This window comes from Enterobacter sp. 22452 (assembly GCF_052045065.1).
Lineage (GTDB): Bacteria > Pseudomonadota > Gammaproteobacteria > Enterobacterales > Enterobacteriaceae > Enterobacter > Enterobacter mori.
On record NZ_JBQEOB010000016.1, the window covers coordinates 1 to 13,276 of the forward strand.

General features: G+C 50.2%; 26 protein-coding genes. 25 read left to right on the top strand and 1 reads right to left on the bottom strand.

Annotation, left to right across the window (positions count from 1 at the left end; translation table 11 throughout):
* The 3 genes from tuf to bfr form a co-directional block, all read left to right on the top strand.
* On the top strand, positions 1-987 hold a 987-nt coding region (gene tuf, locus ACTJJA_RS23380), incomplete at its 5' end, for an elongation factor Tu (protein ID WP_440669305.1).
* A 179-nt stretch (positions 988-1,166) separates the two neighbouring features.
* On the top strand, positions 1,167-1,361 hold the full coding sequence (gene bfd, locus ACTJJA_RS23385; protein WP_003863268.1) for a bacterioferritin-associated ferredoxin: 195 nt from the start codon (positions 1,167-1,169) through the stop codon (positions 1,359-1,361).
* A gap of 72 nt (positions 1,362-1,433) precedes the next feature.
* Positions 1,434-1,910, top strand: a complete 477-nt coding sequence (gene bfr / locus ACTJJA_RS23390) for a bacterioferritin (protein WP_089600728.1) — start codon at positions 1,434-1,436, stop codon at positions 1,908-1,910.
* On the opposite strand, the gene ACTJJA_RS23395 is transcribed toward bfr, so the two are convergent.
* Complete coding sequence (locus ACTJJA_RS23395; protein WP_440669321.1) at positions 1,894-2,367, bottom strand: prepilin peptidase; 474 nt, start codon at positions 2,365-2,367, stop codon at positions 1,894-1,896. The two genes, bfr and ACTJJA_RS23395, sit on opposite strands and share 17 nt — an antisense overlap.
* Positions 2,368-2,747: 380 nt before the next feature.
* Here ACTJJA_RS23395 and rpsJ point away from each other — a divergent pair, with 380 nt between their 5' ends.
* From rpsJ to secY, 22 genes are all read left to right on the top strand, one after another.
* Positions 2,748-3,059 (top strand): 30S ribosomal protein S10, encoded by a 312-nt coding sequence (gene rpsJ / locus ACTJJA_RS23400; RefSeq protein ID WP_001181005.1) that lies wholly within the window; start codon positions 2,748-2,750, stop codon positions 3,057-3,059.
* Positions 3,060-3,091: 32 nt separating this feature from the next.
* Complete coding sequence (gene rplC / locus ACTJJA_RS23405) at positions 3,092-3,721, top strand: 50S ribosomal protein L3 (protein ID WP_042714858.1); 630 nt, start codon at positions 3,092-3,094, stop codon at positions 3,719-3,721.
* A gap of 10 nt (positions 3,722-3,731) precedes the next feature.
* Positions 3,732-4,337, top strand: a complete 606-nt coding sequence (gene rplD, locus ACTJJA_RS23410) for a 50S ribosomal protein L4 (protein WP_003031119.1) — start codon at positions 3,732-3,734, stop codon at positions 4,335-4,337.
* Positions 4,334-4,636, top strand: a complete 303-nt coding sequence (rplW, locus tag ACTJJA_RS23415) for a 50S ribosomal protein L23 (protein WP_000617546.1) — start codon at positions 4,334-4,336, stop codon at positions 4,634-4,636. Before rplD ends, rplW begins: the two co-directional genes overlap by 4 nt.
* A gap of 17 nt (positions 4,637-4,653) precedes the next feature.
* The gene (gene rplB / locus ACTJJA_RS23420) at positions 4,654-5,475 is read left to right on the top strand and encodes a 50S ribosomal protein L2 (protein ID WP_008457150.1); all 822 of its coding nucleotides are present in this window, start codon (positions 4,654-4,656) and stop codon (positions 5,473-5,475) included.
* A gap of 16 nt (positions 5,476-5,491) precedes the next feature.
* Positions 5,492-5,770, top strand: a complete 279-nt coding sequence (rpsS, locus tag ACTJJA_RS23425) for a 30S ribosomal protein S19 (protein ID WP_001138117.1) — start codon at positions 5,492-5,494, stop codon at positions 5,768-5,770.
* A gap of 14 nt (positions 5,771-5,784) precedes the next feature.
* Positions 5,785-6,117, top strand: coding sequence for a 50S ribosomal protein L22 (gene rplV / locus ACTJJA_RS23430; RefSeq protein ID WP_002919773.1), 333 nt, complete (start codon positions 5,785-5,787; stop codon positions 6,115-6,117).
* Between the two features lie 17 nt (positions 6,118-6,134).
* Entirely contained in the window at positions 6,135-6,836 is a 702-nt protein-coding gene (gene rpsC, locus ACTJJA_RS23435) for a 30S ribosomal protein S3 (protein ID WP_000529945.1), read from the top strand.
* 12 nt (positions 6,837-6,848) lie between these two features.
* On the top strand, positions 6,849-7,259 hold the full coding sequence (rplP, locus tag ACTJJA_RS23440) for a 50S ribosomal protein L16 (protein WP_002919759.1): 411 nt from the start codon (positions 6,849-6,851) through the stop codon (positions 7,257-7,259).
* Positions 7,259-7,450 carry a 50S ribosomal protein L29 gene (gene rpmC / locus ACTJJA_RS23445; RefSeq protein WP_003863282.1) on the top strand — a complete coding sequence of 64 codons (192 nt, stop codon included), beginning with the start codon at positions 7,259-7,261 and terminating at the stop codon, positions 7,448-7,450. The genes rplP and rpmC overlap by 1 nt, the downstream gene beginning before the upstream one ends.
* Positions 7,450-7,704: a 30S ribosomal protein S17 gene (rpsQ, locus tag ACTJJA_RS23450; protein ID WP_008503489.1), complete on the top strand. Its 255-nt coding sequence runs from the start codon at positions 7,450-7,452 to the stop codon at positions 7,702-7,704. Before rpmC ends, rpsQ begins: the two co-directional genes overlap by 1 nt.
* 166 nt (positions 7,705-7,870) lie before the next feature.
* Positions 7,871-8,242, top strand: a complete 372-nt coding sequence (gene rplN, locus ACTJJA_RS23455) for a 50S ribosomal protein L14 (protein WP_004160583.1) — start codon at positions 7,871-7,873, stop codon at positions 8,240-8,242.
* Positions 8,243-8,252: 10 nt separating this feature from the next.
* A complete protein-coding gene (gene rplX, locus ACTJJA_RS23460) occupies positions 8,253-8,567 on the top strand; it encodes a 50S ribosomal protein L24 (RefSeq protein ID WP_006178919.1) in 315 nt (104 codons plus the stop codon).
* Between the two features lie 14 nt (positions 8,568-8,581).
* Positions 8,582-9,121, top strand: a complete 540-nt coding sequence (gene rplE / locus ACTJJA_RS23465) for a 50S ribosomal protein L5 (RefSeq protein ID WP_001096206.1) — start codon at positions 8,582-8,584, stop codon at positions 9,119-9,121.
* Positions 9,122-9,135: 14 nt separating this feature from the next.
* Positions 9,136-9,441, top strand: a complete 306-nt coding sequence (rpsN, locus tag ACTJJA_RS23470; RefSeq protein ID WP_003863291.1) for a 30S ribosomal protein S14 — start codon at positions 9,136-9,138, stop codon at positions 9,439-9,441.
* A 30-nt stretch (positions 9,442-9,471) separates the two neighbouring features.
* Entirely contained in the window at positions 9,472-9,864 is a 393-nt protein-coding gene (gene rpsH, locus ACTJJA_RS23475) for a 30S ribosomal protein S8 (RefSeq protein WP_006178918.1), read from the top strand.
* Between the two features lie 12 nt (positions 9,865-9,876).
* Positions 9,877-10,410 (top strand): 50S ribosomal protein L6, encoded by a 534-nt coding sequence (gene rplF / locus ACTJJA_RS23480; RefSeq protein ID WP_003863296.1) that lies wholly within the window; start codon positions 9,877-9,879, stop codon positions 10,408-10,410.
* 9 nt (positions 10,411-10,419) lie between these two features.
* Entirely contained in the window at positions 10,420-10,773 is a 354-nt protein-coding gene (gene rplR, locus ACTJJA_RS23485) for a 50S ribosomal protein L18 (RefSeq protein ID WP_003863297.1), read from the top strand.
* A 14-nt stretch (positions 10,774-10,787) separates the two neighbouring features.
* Complete coding sequence (gene rpsE / locus ACTJJA_RS23490) at positions 10,788-11,288, top strand: 30S ribosomal protein S5 (RefSeq protein WP_003863299.1); 501 nt, start codon at positions 10,788-10,790, stop codon at positions 11,286-11,288.
* 6 nt (positions 11,289-11,294) lie between these two features.
* On the top strand, positions 11,295-11,474 hold the full coding sequence (gene rpmD / locus ACTJJA_RS23495; RefSeq protein WP_003863301.1) for a 50S ribosomal protein L30: 180 nt from the start codon (positions 11,295-11,297) through the stop codon (positions 11,472-11,474).
* Between the two features lie 3 nt (positions 11,475-11,477).
* On the top strand, positions 11,478-11,912 hold the full coding sequence (gene rplO, locus ACTJJA_RS23500) for a 50S ribosomal protein L15 (RefSeq protein WP_003863304.1): 435 nt from the start codon (positions 11,478-11,480) through the stop codon (positions 11,910-11,912).
* Between the two features lie 7 nt (positions 11,913-11,919).
* Complete coding sequence (gene secY, locus ACTJJA_RS23505) at positions 11,920-13,251, top strand: preprotein translocase subunit SecY (protein ID WP_003863305.1); 1,332 nt, start codon at positions 11,920-11,922, stop codon at positions 13,249-13,251.
* Positions 13,252-13,276 lie beyond the last annotated feature (25 nt).

The window sequence follows — 13,276 nt, forward strand, 5'->3', positions numbered from 1 at the left end:
CACGTTGAATACGACACCCCGACTCGCCACTACGCACACGTAGACTGCCCAGGCCACGCCGACTATGTTAAAAACATGATCACCGGTGCTGCGCAGATGGACGGCGCGATCCTGGTTGTTGCTGCGACTGACGGCCCAATGCCTCAGACTCGTGAGCACATCCTGCTGGGTCGTCAGGTAGGCGTTCCTTTCATCATCGTGTTCCTGAACAAATGCGACATGGTTGATGACGAAGAGCTGCTGGAACTGGTAGAGATGGAAGTTCGTGAACTGCTGTCTCAGTACGATTTCCCAGGCGACGACACTCCAATCGTTCGTGGTTCCGCGCTGAAAGCGCTGGAAGGCGAAGCAGAGTGGGAAGCAAAAATCATCGAACTGGCTGGCTACCTGGATTCTTACATCCCAGAACCAGAGCGTGCGATTGACAAGCCATTCCTGCTGCCAATCGAAGACGTATTCTCCATCTCCGGTCGTGGTACCGTTGTTACCGGTCGTGTAGAGCGCGGTATCATCAAAGTTGGCGAAGAAGTTGAAATCGTTGGTATCAAAGAGACTGCTAAGTCTACCTGTACTGGCGTTGAAATGTTCCGCAAACTGCTGGACGAAGGCCGTGCTGGTGAGAACGTTGGTGTTCTGCTGCGTGGTATCAAACGTGAAGAAATCGAACGTGGTCAGGTTCTGGCGAAGCCAGGCTCAATCAAGCCACACACCAAGTTCGAATCTGAAGTGTACATCCTGTCCAAAGACGAAGGCGGCCGTCATACTCCGTTCTTCAAAGGCTACCGTCCACAGTTCTACTTCCGTACAACTGACGTGACCGGTACCATCGAACTGCCAGAAGGCGTTGAGATGGTAATGCCAGGCGACAACATCAAGATGGTTGTGACTCTGATCCACCCAATCGCGATGGACGACGGTCTGCGTTTCGCAATCCGTGAAGGCGGCCGTACCGTTGGCGCGGGCGTTGTTGCTAAAGTTCTGGGCTAATTAATTATCCCTGAATGAAAAAAGGACGCTTCGGCGTCCTTTTTTGTTTTGTGGCGTTTTGAACCTGTCACAAATTTTCGCATTTTTTGCCTGCTTCCGTCTCGCATCCCGGCGTTTGTGCTATTGTAATCATAACCATTCTCACTTACACTTTGCGCATATTTTGAACGGGAGTTTTTATGTACGTTTGTTTATGTAATGGTGTGAGTGACAAAAAAATACGTCAGGCCGTTCGCCAGTTTCAGCCACAGTCTTTCCAGCAGCTTCGCAAGTTTGTTCCGGTGGGAAATCAATGCGGTAAATGCGTTCGCGCAGCGCGTGAGATTATGCAGGACGAATTGATGCAGATCCCGGAATTCAAAGAGATCGCGTAAGCCCGTATCTTTTTTTTGACATCCCTGTAGCCCGATCTACGCTTCAATGAGTGGAAGCGGAGGGACTATATAATGAAAGGTGATGTTAAAATCATAAGTTATCTCAATAAATTATTGGGAAATGAGCTTGTCGCAATCAATCAGTATTTTCTCCATGCAAGAATGTTCAAAAACTGGGGACTGACTCGCCTCAATGATGTTGAATACCATGAGTCCATCGATGAGATGAAGCACGCCGATAAATATATTGAGCGTATTTTATTCCTCGAAGGCATTCCAAACTTGCAGGATCTTGGCAAACTGGGCATTGGTGAAGATGTTGAGGAGATGCTGCGTTCCGATCTCAGACTGGAGCTCGAAGGCGCAAGAGATCTTCGTGAAGCCATCGCCTATGCAGACAGCGTCCATGATTATGTTAGTCGTGACATGATGATCCAGATCCTCGCCGATGAAGAAGGCCATATTGACTGGCTGGAGACTGAACTGGATCTCATTACCAAAATTGGCCTACAGAACTACCTTCAGTCGCAGATCAAAGTGGAAAGCTAATCAGGTTTTCCCAGCCAACGCATAAACCCGCTGCCGCCAGAAATGGCCCAAAAGGCAGTGGGTTTTTTAATGTCTGTTTTTCAGGCTGCACTAAAGAGAGGATGAGAAGGCACAAAAGTGCCATCAGCGCGGCGACTAACGCCAGCAGCGGTAATACGCACCAGCCATGCCAGGCGCCCAGCGCTGCCAGATATTTAACATCGCCATAGCCCATCCCTTCGCGGCGAAAGAAAAACCGATAGCCCCAGTAAATAACGGCAAAGCCAACATATCCTGCCATCGCACCCACCATCGCACTCGGCAGAAAATCAGGATGAATACAGAGCTGAAAGAGCAAGCCCACCCACAGCAGTGGGCAGAGAAATTTATCGGGAAGCAGGCCGCAGCGGATATCTGCATAGACAAGAAAGGCAGTCAGCGAAAAATAGAACAGCAGAAAGGGGAGGGTAGTTAACATGGAAAAGGCCTCAACAGGGTTTGAGCGAATCCTCGTTATAATCGGCCTGTCCGACAATCTACAAAAACCACAATTGCGTAGAGACTCCAGACAAAGGTTCGAAAAGGGATACATTACGTAAAAAGTTGCGAGTCCTTACGCATACCGCGCCTTTAGCGCTTAATTTCTAAACGGCACTTGCGTCTTTCTCTGATTTACGTATAATGCGCGGGCTTGTCGTAATTGACAGCGGGTTCGAACTGAACCGGAGTAACTCATTTTGTTACTCAACAATGCTCCCAATTGGGGGGCTACGTAAGAACGGTTACACTCTCCCATCAATCGTAATGGGTTTGAGGAGTAATCATTTTCGTTTATAAAATAATTGGAGCTCTGGTCTCATGCAGAACCAAAGAATCCGTATCCGCCTTAAAGCGTTTGATCATCGTCTGATCGATCAATCAACCGCGGAAATCGTCGAGACTGCTAAGCGCACTGGTGCGCAAGTCCGTGGTCCGATCCCGCTGCCGACCCGCAAAGAGCGCTTCACCGTTCTGATCTCCCCGCACGTCAACAAAGACGCGCGTGATCAGTACGAAATCCGCACTCACAAGCGTCTGGTTGACATCGTTGAGCCAACTGAGAAAACCGTTGATGCTCTGATGCGTCTGGATCTGGCTGCCGGTGTAGACGTGCAGATCAGCCTGGGTTGATCAGGTCATCGAGCGATTGAGAGGTTGATACAATGATTGGTTTAGTCGGTAAAAAAGTGGGTATGACCCGCATCTTCACAGAAGATGGCGTTTCTATCCCAGTAACCGTAATCGAAGTTGAAGCAAACCGCGTTACTCAGATCAAAGATCTGGCTAACGATGGCTACCGCGCTGTTCAGGTGACCACTGGTGCTAAAAAAGCTAACCGTGTAACCAAACCAGAAGCGGGTCACTTCGCTAAAGCTGGCGTTGAAGCTGGCCGTGGTCTGTGGGAATTCCGTCTTGCTGAAGGCGAAGAGTTCACCGTAGGTCAAGACATTAGCGTTGAGCTGTTTGCTGACGTTAAAAAAGTTGACGTAACCGGTACCTCTAAAGGTAAAGGTTTTGCTGGTACCGTTAAGCGCTGGAACTTCCGTACCCAGGACGCTACTCACGGTAACTCCTTGTCTCACCGCGTTCCGGGTTCTATCGGTCAGAACCAGACTCCGGGCAAAGTGTTCAAAGGCAAGAAAATGGCAGGTCAGCTGGGTAACGAACGTGTAACCGTTCAGAGCCTGGACGTAGTACGTGTTGACGCTGAGCGCAACCTGCTGCTGGTTAAAGGTGCAGTTCCGGGTGCAACCGGTAGCGACCTGATCGTTAAACCAGCTGTGAAGGCGTAAGGGGATAGCAATGGAATTAGTATTGAAAGACGCTCAGAGCGCGCTGACTGTTTCCGAAACTACCTTCGGTCGTGATTTCAACGAAGCGCTGGTTCACCAGGTTGTTGTTGCTTATGCAGCTGGTGCTCGTCAGGGTACTCGTGCTCAGAAGACTCGTGCTGAAGTAACTGGTTCTGGCAAAAAGCCATGGCGCCAGAAAGGTACCGGCCGTGCGCGTTCAGGTTCTATCAAGAGCCCGATCTGGCGTTCAGGTGGCGTGACCTTCGCTGCGCGTCCACAGGACCACAGTCAAAAAGTTAACAAAAAGATGTACCGCGGCGCGCTGAAAAGCATCCTGTCCGAACTGGTACGTCAGGATCGTCTGATCGTTGTCGAATCATTCTCTGTAGAAGCGCCTAAAACTAAGCTGCTGGCACAGAAACTGAAAGACATGGCTCTGGAAGATGTGCTGATCATCACCGGTGAGCTGGACGAGAACCTGTTCCTGGCCGCACGTAACCTGCACAAGGTTGACGTACGCGATGCGACTGGTATCGACCCGGTTAGCCTGATCGCCTTCGACAAAGTCGTAATGACTGCTGATGCTGTTAAGCAAGTTGAGGAGATGCTGGCATGATTCGTGAAGAACGTCTGCTGAAGGTGCTTCGCGCACCGCACGTTTCTGAAAAAGCGTCTACTGCGATGGAAAAAACAAACACCATCGTTCTCAAAGTTGCTAAAGACGCGACCAAAGCAGAAATCAAAGCTGCTGTGCAGAAACTGTTTGAAGTCGAAGTCGAAGTCGTTAACACCCTGGTAGTTAAAGGGAAAGTTAAACGTCACGGACAGCGTATCGGTCGTCGTAGCGACTGGAAAAAAGCTTACGTCACCCTGAAAGAAGGCCAGAATCTGGACTTCGTTGGCGGCGCTGAGTAAGTCGGAGGAGTAATACAATGGCAGTTGTTAAATGTAAACCGACATCTCCGGGTCGTCGCCACGTAGTTAAAGTGGTTAACCCTGAGCTGCACAAGGGCAAACCTTTTGCTCCGTTGCTGGAAAAAAACAGCAAATCCGGTGGTCGTAACAACAATGGCCGTATCACCACTCGTCACATCGGTGGTGGCCACAAGCAGGCTTATCGTATTGTTGACTTCAAACGCAACAAAGACGGTATCCCAGCAGTTGTTGAGCGTCTTGAGTACGATCCGAACCGTTCCGCGAACATCGCGCTGGTTCTGTACAAAGATGGCGAACGCCGTTACATCCTGGCCCCTAAAGGCCTGAAAGCTGGCGACCAGATTCAGTCTGGCGTTGATGCTGCAATCAAAGCAGGTAACACCCTGCCGATGCGCAATATCCCGGTTGGTTCTACCGTTCATAACGTAGAAATGAAACCAGGTAAAGGCGGTCAGCTGGCACGTTCCGCTGGTACTTACGTTCAGATCGTTGCGCGCGACGGTGCTTATGTCACCCTGCGTCTGCGTTCTGGTGAAATGCGTAAAGTCGAAGCAGACTGCCGCGCTACTCTGGGCGAAGTTGGCAATGCTGAGCATATGCTGCGCGTTCTGGGTAAAGCAGGTGCTGCACGCTGGCGTGGTGTTCGTCCTACCGTTCGCGGTACTGCGATGAACCCAGTCGACCACCCACATGGTGGTGGTGAAGGTCGTAACTTTGGTAAGCACCCGGTATCTCCGTGGGGCGTTCAGACCAAAGGTAAGAAGACCCGCAGCAACAAGCGTACTGATAAATTTATCGTACGTCGCCGTAGCAAATAATTTTAGAGGATAAGCCATGCCACGTTCTCTCAAGAAAGGTCCTTTTATTGACCTGCACTTGCTGAAGAAGGTAGAGAAAGCGGTGGAAAGCGGAGACAAGAAGCCCCTGCGCACTTGGTCCCGTCGTTCAACGATCTTTCCTAACATGATCGGTTTGACCATCGCTGTCCATAATGGTCGTCAGCACGTTCCAGTCTTTGTTACCGACGAAATGGTTGGTCACAAACTGGGTGAATTCGCACCGACTCGTACTTATCGCGGCCACGCTGCTGATAAAAAAGCGAAGAAGAAATAAGGTAGGAGGAAGAGATGGAAACTTTAGCTCAACATCGCCATGCTCGTTCTTCTGCACAGAAGGTTCGCCTTGTTGCTGACCTGATTCGCGGTAAGAAAGTGTCGCAGGCCCTGGACATCCTGACCTATACCAACAAGAAAGCTGCGGTATTGGTCAAGAAAGTACTGGAATCTGCCATTGCTAACGCTGAACACAACGATGGCGCTGACATCGACGATCTGAAAGTCGCGAAAATTTTCGTAGATGAAGGCCCAAGCATGAAGCGCATTATGCCGCGTGCGAAAGGTCGTGCAGATCGCATCCTGAAGCGCACCAGCCACATTACTGTGGTTGTGTCCGATCGCTGAGACTCTGGAGACTAGCAATGGGTCAGAAAGTACATCCTAATGGTATTCGCCTGGGTATTGTAAAACCATGGAACTCTACCTGGTTTGCGAACACCAAAGAATTCGCTGACAACCTGGACAGCGATTTTAAAGTACGTCAGTACCTGACTAAGGAACTGGCTAAAGCGTCTGTATCTCGTATCGTTATCGAGCGTCCAGCTAAGAGCATCCGTGTGACTATTCACACTGCTCGTCCTGGCATCGTTATCGGTAAGAAAGGCGAAGACGTAGAAAAACTGCGCAAGGTCGTAGCGGATATCGCTGGCGTTCCTGCACAGATCAATATCGCTGAAGTTCGTAAGCCTGAACTGGACGCTAAATTGGTTGCTGACAGCATCACTTCACAGCTGGAACGTCGCGTTATGTTCCGTCGTGCTATGAAGCGTGCTGTACAGAACGCAATGCGTCTGGGCGCTAAAGGTATCAAAGTTGAAGTTAGCGGCCGTCTGGGCGGCGCGGAAATCGCACGTACCGAATGGTACCGCGAAGGTCGCGTACCGCTGCACACTCTGCGTGCTGACATTGACTACAACACCTCTGAAGCGCACACCACTTACGGTGTAATCGGCGTTAAGGTATGGATCTTCAAAGGTGAGATCCTGGGTGGTATGGCTGCTGTTGAACAACCGGAAAAACCGGCTGCTCAACCTAAAAAGCAGCAGCGTAAAGGCCGTAAATAAGGAGCGTCGCTGATGTTACAACCAAAGCGTACAAAATTCCGTAAAGTGCACAAAGGCCGCAACCGTGGTCTGGCGCAGGGTACGGATGTTAGCTTCGGCACTTTCGGTCTAAAAGCTGTTGGCCGTGGTCGTCTGACTGCACGTCAGATCGAAGCAGCACGTCGTGCAATGACCCGTGCAGTTAAGCGTCAAGGTAAGATCTGGATCCGTGTATTCCCGGACAAACCGATCACCGAGAAGCCACTGGAAGTTCGTATGGGTAAAGGTAAAGGTAACGTGGAGTACTGGGTTGCCTTGATCCAACCGGGCAAAGTCCTTTATGAAATGGACGGTGTTCCGGAAGAGCTGGCCCGTGAAGCCTTCGGCCTGGCAGCAGCGAAACTGCCTATCAAAACCACCTTTGTAACTAAGACGGTGATGTAATGAAAGCAAAAGAGCTGCGTGAAAAAAGCGTTGAAGAGCTGAACGCTGAGCTGCTGAACCTGCTGCGTGAGCAGTTCAACCTGCGTATGCAGGCTGCAAGTGGCCAGCTGCAACAGACTCACCTGCTGAAGCAAGTGCGTCGCAATGTTGCACGCGTTAAGACTTTACTGACTCAGAAGGCGGGTGCGTAATGACCGATAAAATCCGTACTCTGCAAGGTCGTGTTGTTAGCGACAAAATGGAGAAATCCATTGTTGTAGCTATCGAACGTATTGTGAAACACCCGATCTACGGTAAATTCATCAAACGTACGACCAAACTGCACGTACATGACGAGAACAACGAATGTGGTATCGGCGACAAGGTTGAAATCCGTGAATGCCGTCCACTGTCCAAGACTAAGTCCTGGACGCTGGTTCGCGTTGTAGAGAAAGCGGTTCTGTAATACAGTACGCATTCTCAATACGAATAAACGGCTCAGCGATGAGCCGTTTATTTTTTCTACCCATATTGTAGAAGCGGTGTTATAATGCCGCGCCCTCGATATGGGGCTTTTTAACGGCTCTGATTTTAGAGTCTCAGGTAGTAGTTGACATTAGCGGAGCACTGAAATGATCCAAGAACAGACTATGCTGAACGTCGCCGACAACTCCGGTGCACGTCGCGTAATGTGTATCAAGGTTCTGGGTGGCTCGCACCGTCGCTACGCAGGCGTAGGCGACATCATCAAGATCACCATCAAGGAAGCAATTCCACGTGGTAAGGTCAAAAAAGGTGATGTGCTGAAAGCGGTAGTGGTGCGCACCAGGAAGGGTGTTCGTCGCCCTGACGGTTCTGTCATTCGCTTCGATGGTAATGCATGCGTTATTTTAAACAATAACAGCGAGCAGCCTATCGGCACGCGTATCTTTGGGCCGGTAACTCGTGAACTTCGTACTGAAAAGTTCATGAAAATTATCTCTCTGGCACCAGAAGTACTCTAAGGAGCGAATCATGGCAGCGAAAATCCGTCGTGATGACGAAGTTATCGTGTTAACCGGTAAAGATAAAGGTAAACGCGGTAAAGTAAAAAATGTTCTGTCTTCCGGCAAACTCGTCGTTGAAGGTATCAACCTGGTTAAGAAACATCAGAAGCCGGTTCCGGCCCTGAACCAACCAGGTGGCATCGTTGAAAAAGAAGCTGCTATTCAGGTTTCTAACGTTGCTCTCTTCAATGCGGCTACCGGCAAGGCTGACCGTGTAGGCTTTAGATTCGAAGACGGCAAAAAAGTCCGTTTCTTCAAATCTACAAGTGAAACTATCAAGTAATTTGGAGTAGTACGATGGCGAAACTGCATGATTACTACAAAGACGAAGTAGTTAACAAACTCATGACTGAGTTTAACTACAATTCTGTCATGCAAGTCCCTCGGGTCGAGAAGATCACCCTGAACATGGGTGTTGGTGAAGCGATCGCTGACAAGAAACTGCTGGATAACGCAGCAGCTGACCTGACAGCAATCTCCGGTCAAAAGCCGTTGATCACCAAAGCACGCAAATCAGTTGCAGGCTTCAAAATCCGTCAGGGCTATCCGATCGGCTGTAAAGTAACTCTGCGTGGCGAACGCATGTGGGAGTTCTTTGAGCGCCTGATCACTATTGCTGTTCCACGTATCCGTGACTTCCGTGGCTTGTCCGCTAAGTCTTTCGACGGTCGTGGTAACTACAGCATGGGTGTCCGTGAGCAGATCATCTTCCCAGAAATCGACTACGATAAAGTCGACCGCGTGCGTGGTTTGGATATTACCATTACCACTACTGCGAAATCTGACGAAGAAGGCCGTGCTCTGCTGGCTGCCTTTGACTTCCCGTTCCGCAAGTAAGGTAGGGTTACTGAATGGCTAAGCAATCAATGAAAGCACGCGAAGTAAAGCGCGTAGCTTTAGCTGATAAATTCTTCGCTAAACGCGCTGAACTGAAAGCGATCATTTCTGATGTGAACGCTTCCGACGAAGATCGTTGGAATGCGGTTCTCAAGCTGCAGTCTCTGCCGCGTGATTCCAGCCCGTCTCGTCAGCGTAACCGCTGTCGTCAAACAGGTCGTCCACATGGTTATGTGGGCAAGTTTGGGTTGAGCCGTATCAAACTGCGTGAAGCCGCCATGCGCGGTGAAGTACCAGGCTTGAAAAAGGCTAGCTGGTAATTACCAATTGAATCACGGGAGTAAAGACAGATGAGCATGCAAGATCCGATCGCGGATATGCTGACCCGTATCCGTAACGGTCAGGCCGCGAACAAAGTTGCGGTCACCATGCCTTCCGCCAAGCTGAAAGTGGCAATTGCCAACGTGCTGAAGGAAGAAGGTTTTATCGAAGATTTTAAAGTTGAAGGCGACACCAAGCCGGAACTGGAACTTACTCTCAAGTATTTCCAGGGTAAAGCTGTTGTAGAAAGCATTCAGCGTGTCAGCCGCCCAGGTCTGCGCATCTATAAGAAAAAAGATGAGCTGCCGAAAGTTATGGCTGGCCTTGGTATCGCAGTTGTTTCTACCTCAAAAGGTGTTATGACTGATCGTGCAGCGCGCCAGGCTGGTCTTGGTGGCGAAATTATCTGCTACGTAGCCTAATCGGAGGAAAGAATGTCTCGTGTTGCTAAAGCACCGGTCGTTATTCCTGCCGGCGTTGATGTAAAAATCGACGGTCAGGTTATTACGATCAAAGGTAAAAACGGCGAGCTGACTCGTACCCTCAACAAAGCTGTTGAAGTTAAACATGCAGATAACGCTCTGACCTTCGGTCCACGTGATGGTTTCGTGGATGGATGGGCTCAGGCTGGTACCGCGCGTGCCCTGCTGAACTCAATGGTTGTTGGTGTTACCGAAGGCTTCACTAAAAAGCTTCAGCTGGTTGGTGTAGGTTATCGTGCAGCTATCAAAGGGAATGCAGTAGGCCTGTCTCTGGGCTTCTCACACCCTGTTGAGCATCCGCTGCCGGCCGGTATCACTGCAGAATGTCCGACTCAAACTGAAATCGTGCTGAAAGGCGCTGATAAACAGCTGATCGGTCAGGTTGCAGCAGATCTGCGCGCCTACCGTCGTCCTGAGCCTTATAAAGGTAAGGGTGTTCGTTACGCCGACGAAGTCGTGCGTACCAAAGAGGCTAAGAAGAAGTAAGGTAACACTATGGATAAGAAATCTGCTCGTATCCGTCGTGCGACCCGCGCACGCCGCAAGCTCAAAGAGCTGGGTGCAACTCGCCTGGTGGTACATCGTACCCCGCGTCATATTTACGCACAGGTAATTGCACCAAACGGTTCTGAAGTTCTGGTAGCTGCTTCTACTGTAGAAAAAGCTATCTCAGAACAATTGAAGTACACCGGTAACAAAGACGCCGCTGCAGCTGTAGGTAAAGCTGTTGCTGAACGCGCTCTGGAAAAAGGCATCAGCAATGTTTCCTTTGACCGTTCCGGGTTCCAATATCATGGTCGTGTCCAGGCACTGGCAGATGCTGCCCGTGAAGCTGGCCTTCAGTTCTAAGGTAGAGGTGTAAGATGGCTCACATCGAAAAACAGGCTGGCGAACTGCAGGAAAAGCTGATCGCGGTTAACCGCGTATCTAAAACCGTAAAAGGTGGTCGTATTTTCTCCTTCACAGCTCTGACTGTAGTTGGTGATGGTAACGGTCGCGTTGGTTTTGGTTACGGTAAAGCGCGTGAAGTTCCAGCAGCGATCCAGAAAGCGATGGAAAAAGCCCGTCGCAATATGATTAACGTCGCGCTGAACAACGGCACCCTGCAACACCCAGTTAAAGGTGTTCACACGGGTTCTCGTGTATTCATGCAGCCAGCTTCAGAAGGTACCGGTATCATCGCCGGTGGTGCAATGCGCGCCGTTCTGGAAGTTGCTGGAGTTCATAACGTTCTGGCTAAAGCATATGGTTCCACCAACCCGATCAACGTGGTTCGTGCAACTATTGATGGCCTGGAAAATATGAATTCTCCAGAAATGGTCGCTGCCAAGCGTGGTAAATCCGTTGAAGAAATTCTGGGGTAATTGACCATGGCAAAGACTATTAAAATCACTCAAACCCGCAGTGCAATCGGTCGTCTGCCGAAACACAAGGCAACGCTGCTTGGCCTGGGTCTGCGTCGTATTGGTCATACCGTTGAGCGCGAGGATACTCCTGCTGTTCGTGGTATGGTCAACGCGGTTTACTTCATGGTTAAAGTTGAGGAGTAAGAGATGCGTTTAAATACTCTGTCTCCGGCCGAAGGCTCTAAAAAGGCGGGTAAACGCCTGGGTCGTGGTATCGGTTCTGGCCTCGGCAAAACCGGTGGTCGTGGTCACAAAGGTCAGAACTCTCGTTCTGGCGGTGGCGTACGTCGCGGTTTCGAGGGTGGCCAGATGCCACTGTACCGTCGTCTGCCGAAGTTCGGCTTCACCTCTCGCAAAGCAGCGATCACAGCGGAAATCCGTCTGTCTGACCTGGCGAAAGTTGAAGGCGGCGTTGTAGACCTGAACACGCTGAAAGCAGCAAACATTATCGGTATCCAGATCGAGTTCGCGAAAGTGATCCTGGCTGGTGAAGTTTCTACTCCGGTAACTGTTCGTGGCCTGCGTGTTACTAAAGGTGCTCGTGCTGCTATCGAAGCTGCTGGCGGTAAAATTGAGGAATAAGTAGCAGATGGCTAAGCAACCGGGATTAGATTTTCAAAGTGCCAAAGGTGGATTTGGCGAGCTGAAACGCAGACTGCTGTTTGTTATCGGCGCGCTGATTGTGTTCCGTATTGGCTCTTTTATTCCGATCCCTGGTATCGATGCCGCTGTACTTGCCAAACTGCTTGAGCAACAGCGAGGCACCATCATTGAAATGTTCAACATGTTCTCTGGTGGTGCTCTCAGCCGTGCTTCTATCTTTGCACTGGGTATTATGCCGTACATTTCGGCATCAATTATTATCCAGCTGCTGACGGTCGTTCATCCGGCCCTGGCAGAGCTGAAGAAAGAAGGGGAGTCTGGACGTCGTAAGATTAGCCAGTACACCCGTTACGGCACTCTGGTGCTGGCAATATTCCAGTCGATCGGTATTGCTACCGGTCTTCCGAATATGCCTGGTATGCAGGGCCTGGTGTTAAACCCGGGCTTTGCATTCTATTTCACCGCTGTTGTAAGTCTGGTCACAGGGACGATGTTCCTGATGTGGCTCGGCGAACAGATTACTGAGCGTGGTATCGGTAACGGTATCTCAATCATTATCTTTGCCGGTATTGTTGCGGGCCTCCCGCCAGCCATCGCCCATACTATCGAGCAAGCGCGTCAAGGCGACCTGCACTTCCTCCTGTTGCTGTTGGTTGCAGTATTAGTATTTGCAGTGACGTTCTTTGTTGTCTTCGTTGAACGTGGTCAACGCCGCATTGTGGTGAACTACGCTAAACGTCAGCAGGGTCGTCGTGTCTATGCTGCACAGAGCACACATTTACCGCTGAAAGTGAATATGGCGGGGGTTATCCCGGCTATCTTCGCTTCCAGTATTATTCTGTTCCCGGCAACCATCGCGTCATGGTTCGGGGGCGGTACTGGTTGGAACTGGCTGACAACAATTTCGCTGTATTTGCAGCCTGGGCAACCACTTTATGTGTTACTCTATGCGTCTGCGATCATCTTCTTCTGTTTCTTCTACACGGCGTTGGTCTTCAACCCGCGTGAAACAGCAGATAACCTGAAGAAGTCCGGTGCATTTGTACCAGGAATTCGTCCGGGAGAGCAAACGGCGAAGTATATCGATAAAGTAATGACTCGCCTGACTTTGGTTGGTGCGCTTTATATTACTTTTATCTGCCTGATCCCGGAGTTCATGCGTGATGCAATGAAAGTACCGTTCTACTTCGGTGGGACTTCACTGCTTATCGTTGTTGTCGTGATTATGGACTTTATGGCTCAAGTGCAAACTCTGATGATGTCCAGTCAGTATGAGTCTGCATTGAAGAAGGCGAACCTGAAAGGCTACGGCCGCTAAATGGTCGCCTGAGAAGTTACGGAGA

Bases quoted from the DNA above. Each gene is read 5' to 3' on its own strand.
- bfd (WP_003863268.1), top strand. From the start codon at position 1,167: ATGTACGTTTGTTTATGTAATGGTGTGAGTGACAAAAAAATACGTCAG.
- bfr (WP_089600728.1), top strand. From the start codon at position 1,434: ATGAAAGGTGATGTTAAAATCATAAGTTATCTCAATAAATTATTGGGA.
- ACTJJA_RS23395 (WP_440669321.1), bottom strand. From the start codon at position 2,367: ATGTTAACTACCCTCCCCTTTCTGCTGTTCTATTTTTCGCTGACTGCC.
- rpsJ (WP_001181005.1), top strand. From the start codon at position 2,748: ATGCAGAACCAAAGAATCCGTATCCGCCTTAAAGCGTTTGATCATCGT.
- rplC (WP_042714858.1), top strand. From the start codon at position 3,092: ATGATTGGTTTAGTCGGTAAAAAAGTGGGTATGACCCGCATCTTCACA.
- rplD (WP_003031119.1), top strand. From the start codon at position 3,732: ATGGAATTAGTATTGAAAGACGCTCAGAGCGCGCTGACTGTTTCCGAA.
- rplW (WP_000617546.1), top strand. From the start codon at position 4,334: ATGATTCGTGAAGAACGTCTGCTGAAGGTGCTTCGCGCACCGCACGTT.
- rplB (WP_008457150.1), top strand. From the start codon at position 4,654: ATGGCAGTTGTTAAATGTAAACCGACATCTCCGGGTCGTCGCCACGTA.
- rpsS (WP_001138117.1), top strand. From the start codon at position 5,492: ATGCCACGTTCTCTCAAGAAAGGTCCTTTTATTGACCTGCACTTGCTG.
- rplV (WP_002919773.1), top strand. From the start codon at position 5,785: ATGGAAACTTTAGCTCAACATCGCCATGCTCGTTCTTCTGCACAGAAG.
- rpsC (WP_000529945.1), top strand. From the start codon at position 6,135: ATGGGTCAGAAAGTACATCCTAATGGTATTCGCCTGGGTATTGTAAAA.
- rplP (WP_002919759.1), top strand. From the start codon at position 6,849: ATGTTACAACCAAAGCGTACAAAATTCCGTAAAGTGCACAAAGGCCGC.
- rpmC (WP_003863282.1), top strand. From the start codon at position 7,259: ATGAAAGCAAAAGAGCTGCGTGAAAAAAGCGTTGAAGAGCTGAACGCT.
- rpsQ (WP_008503489.1), top strand. From the start codon at position 7,450: ATGACCGATAAAATCCGTACTCTGCAAGGTCGTGTTGTTAGCGACAAA.
- rplN (WP_004160583.1), top strand. From the start codon at position 7,871: ATGATCCAAGAACAGACTATGCTGAACGTCGCCGACAACTCCGGTGCA.
- rplX (WP_006178919.1), top strand. From the start codon at position 8,253: ATGGCAGCGAAAATCCGTCGTGATGACGAAGTTATCGTGTTAACCGGT.
- rplE (WP_001096206.1), top strand. From the start codon at position 8,582: ATGGCGAAACTGCATGATTACTACAAAGACGAAGTAGTTAACAAACTC.
- rpsN (WP_003863291.1), top strand. From the start codon at position 9,136: ATGGCTAAGCAATCAATGAAAGCACGCGAAGTAAAGCGCGTAGCTTTA.
- rpsH (WP_006178918.1), top strand. From the start codon at position 9,472: ATGAGCATGCAAGATCCGATCGCGGATATGCTGACCCGTATCCGTAAC.
- rplF (WP_003863296.1), top strand. From the start codon at position 9,877: ATGTCTCGTGTTGCTAAAGCACCGGTCGTTATTCCTGCCGGCGTTGAT.
- rplR (WP_003863297.1), top strand. From the start codon at position 10,420: ATGGATAAGAAATCTGCTCGTATCCGTCGTGCGACCCGCGCACGCCGC.
- rpsE (WP_003863299.1), top strand. From the start codon at position 10,788: ATGGCTCACATCGAAAAACAGGCTGGCGAACTGCAGGAAAAGCTGATC.
- rpmD (WP_003863301.1), top strand. From the start codon at position 11,295: ATGGCAAAGACTATTAAAATCACTCAAACCCGCAGTGCAATCGGTCGT.
- rplO (WP_003863304.1), top strand. From the start codon at position 11,478: ATGCGTTTAAATACTCTGTCTCCGGCCGAAGGCTCTAAAAAGGCGGGT.
- secY (WP_003863305.1), top strand. From the start codon at position 11,920: ATGGCTAAGCAACCGGGATTAGATTTTCAAAGTGCCAAAGGTGGATTT.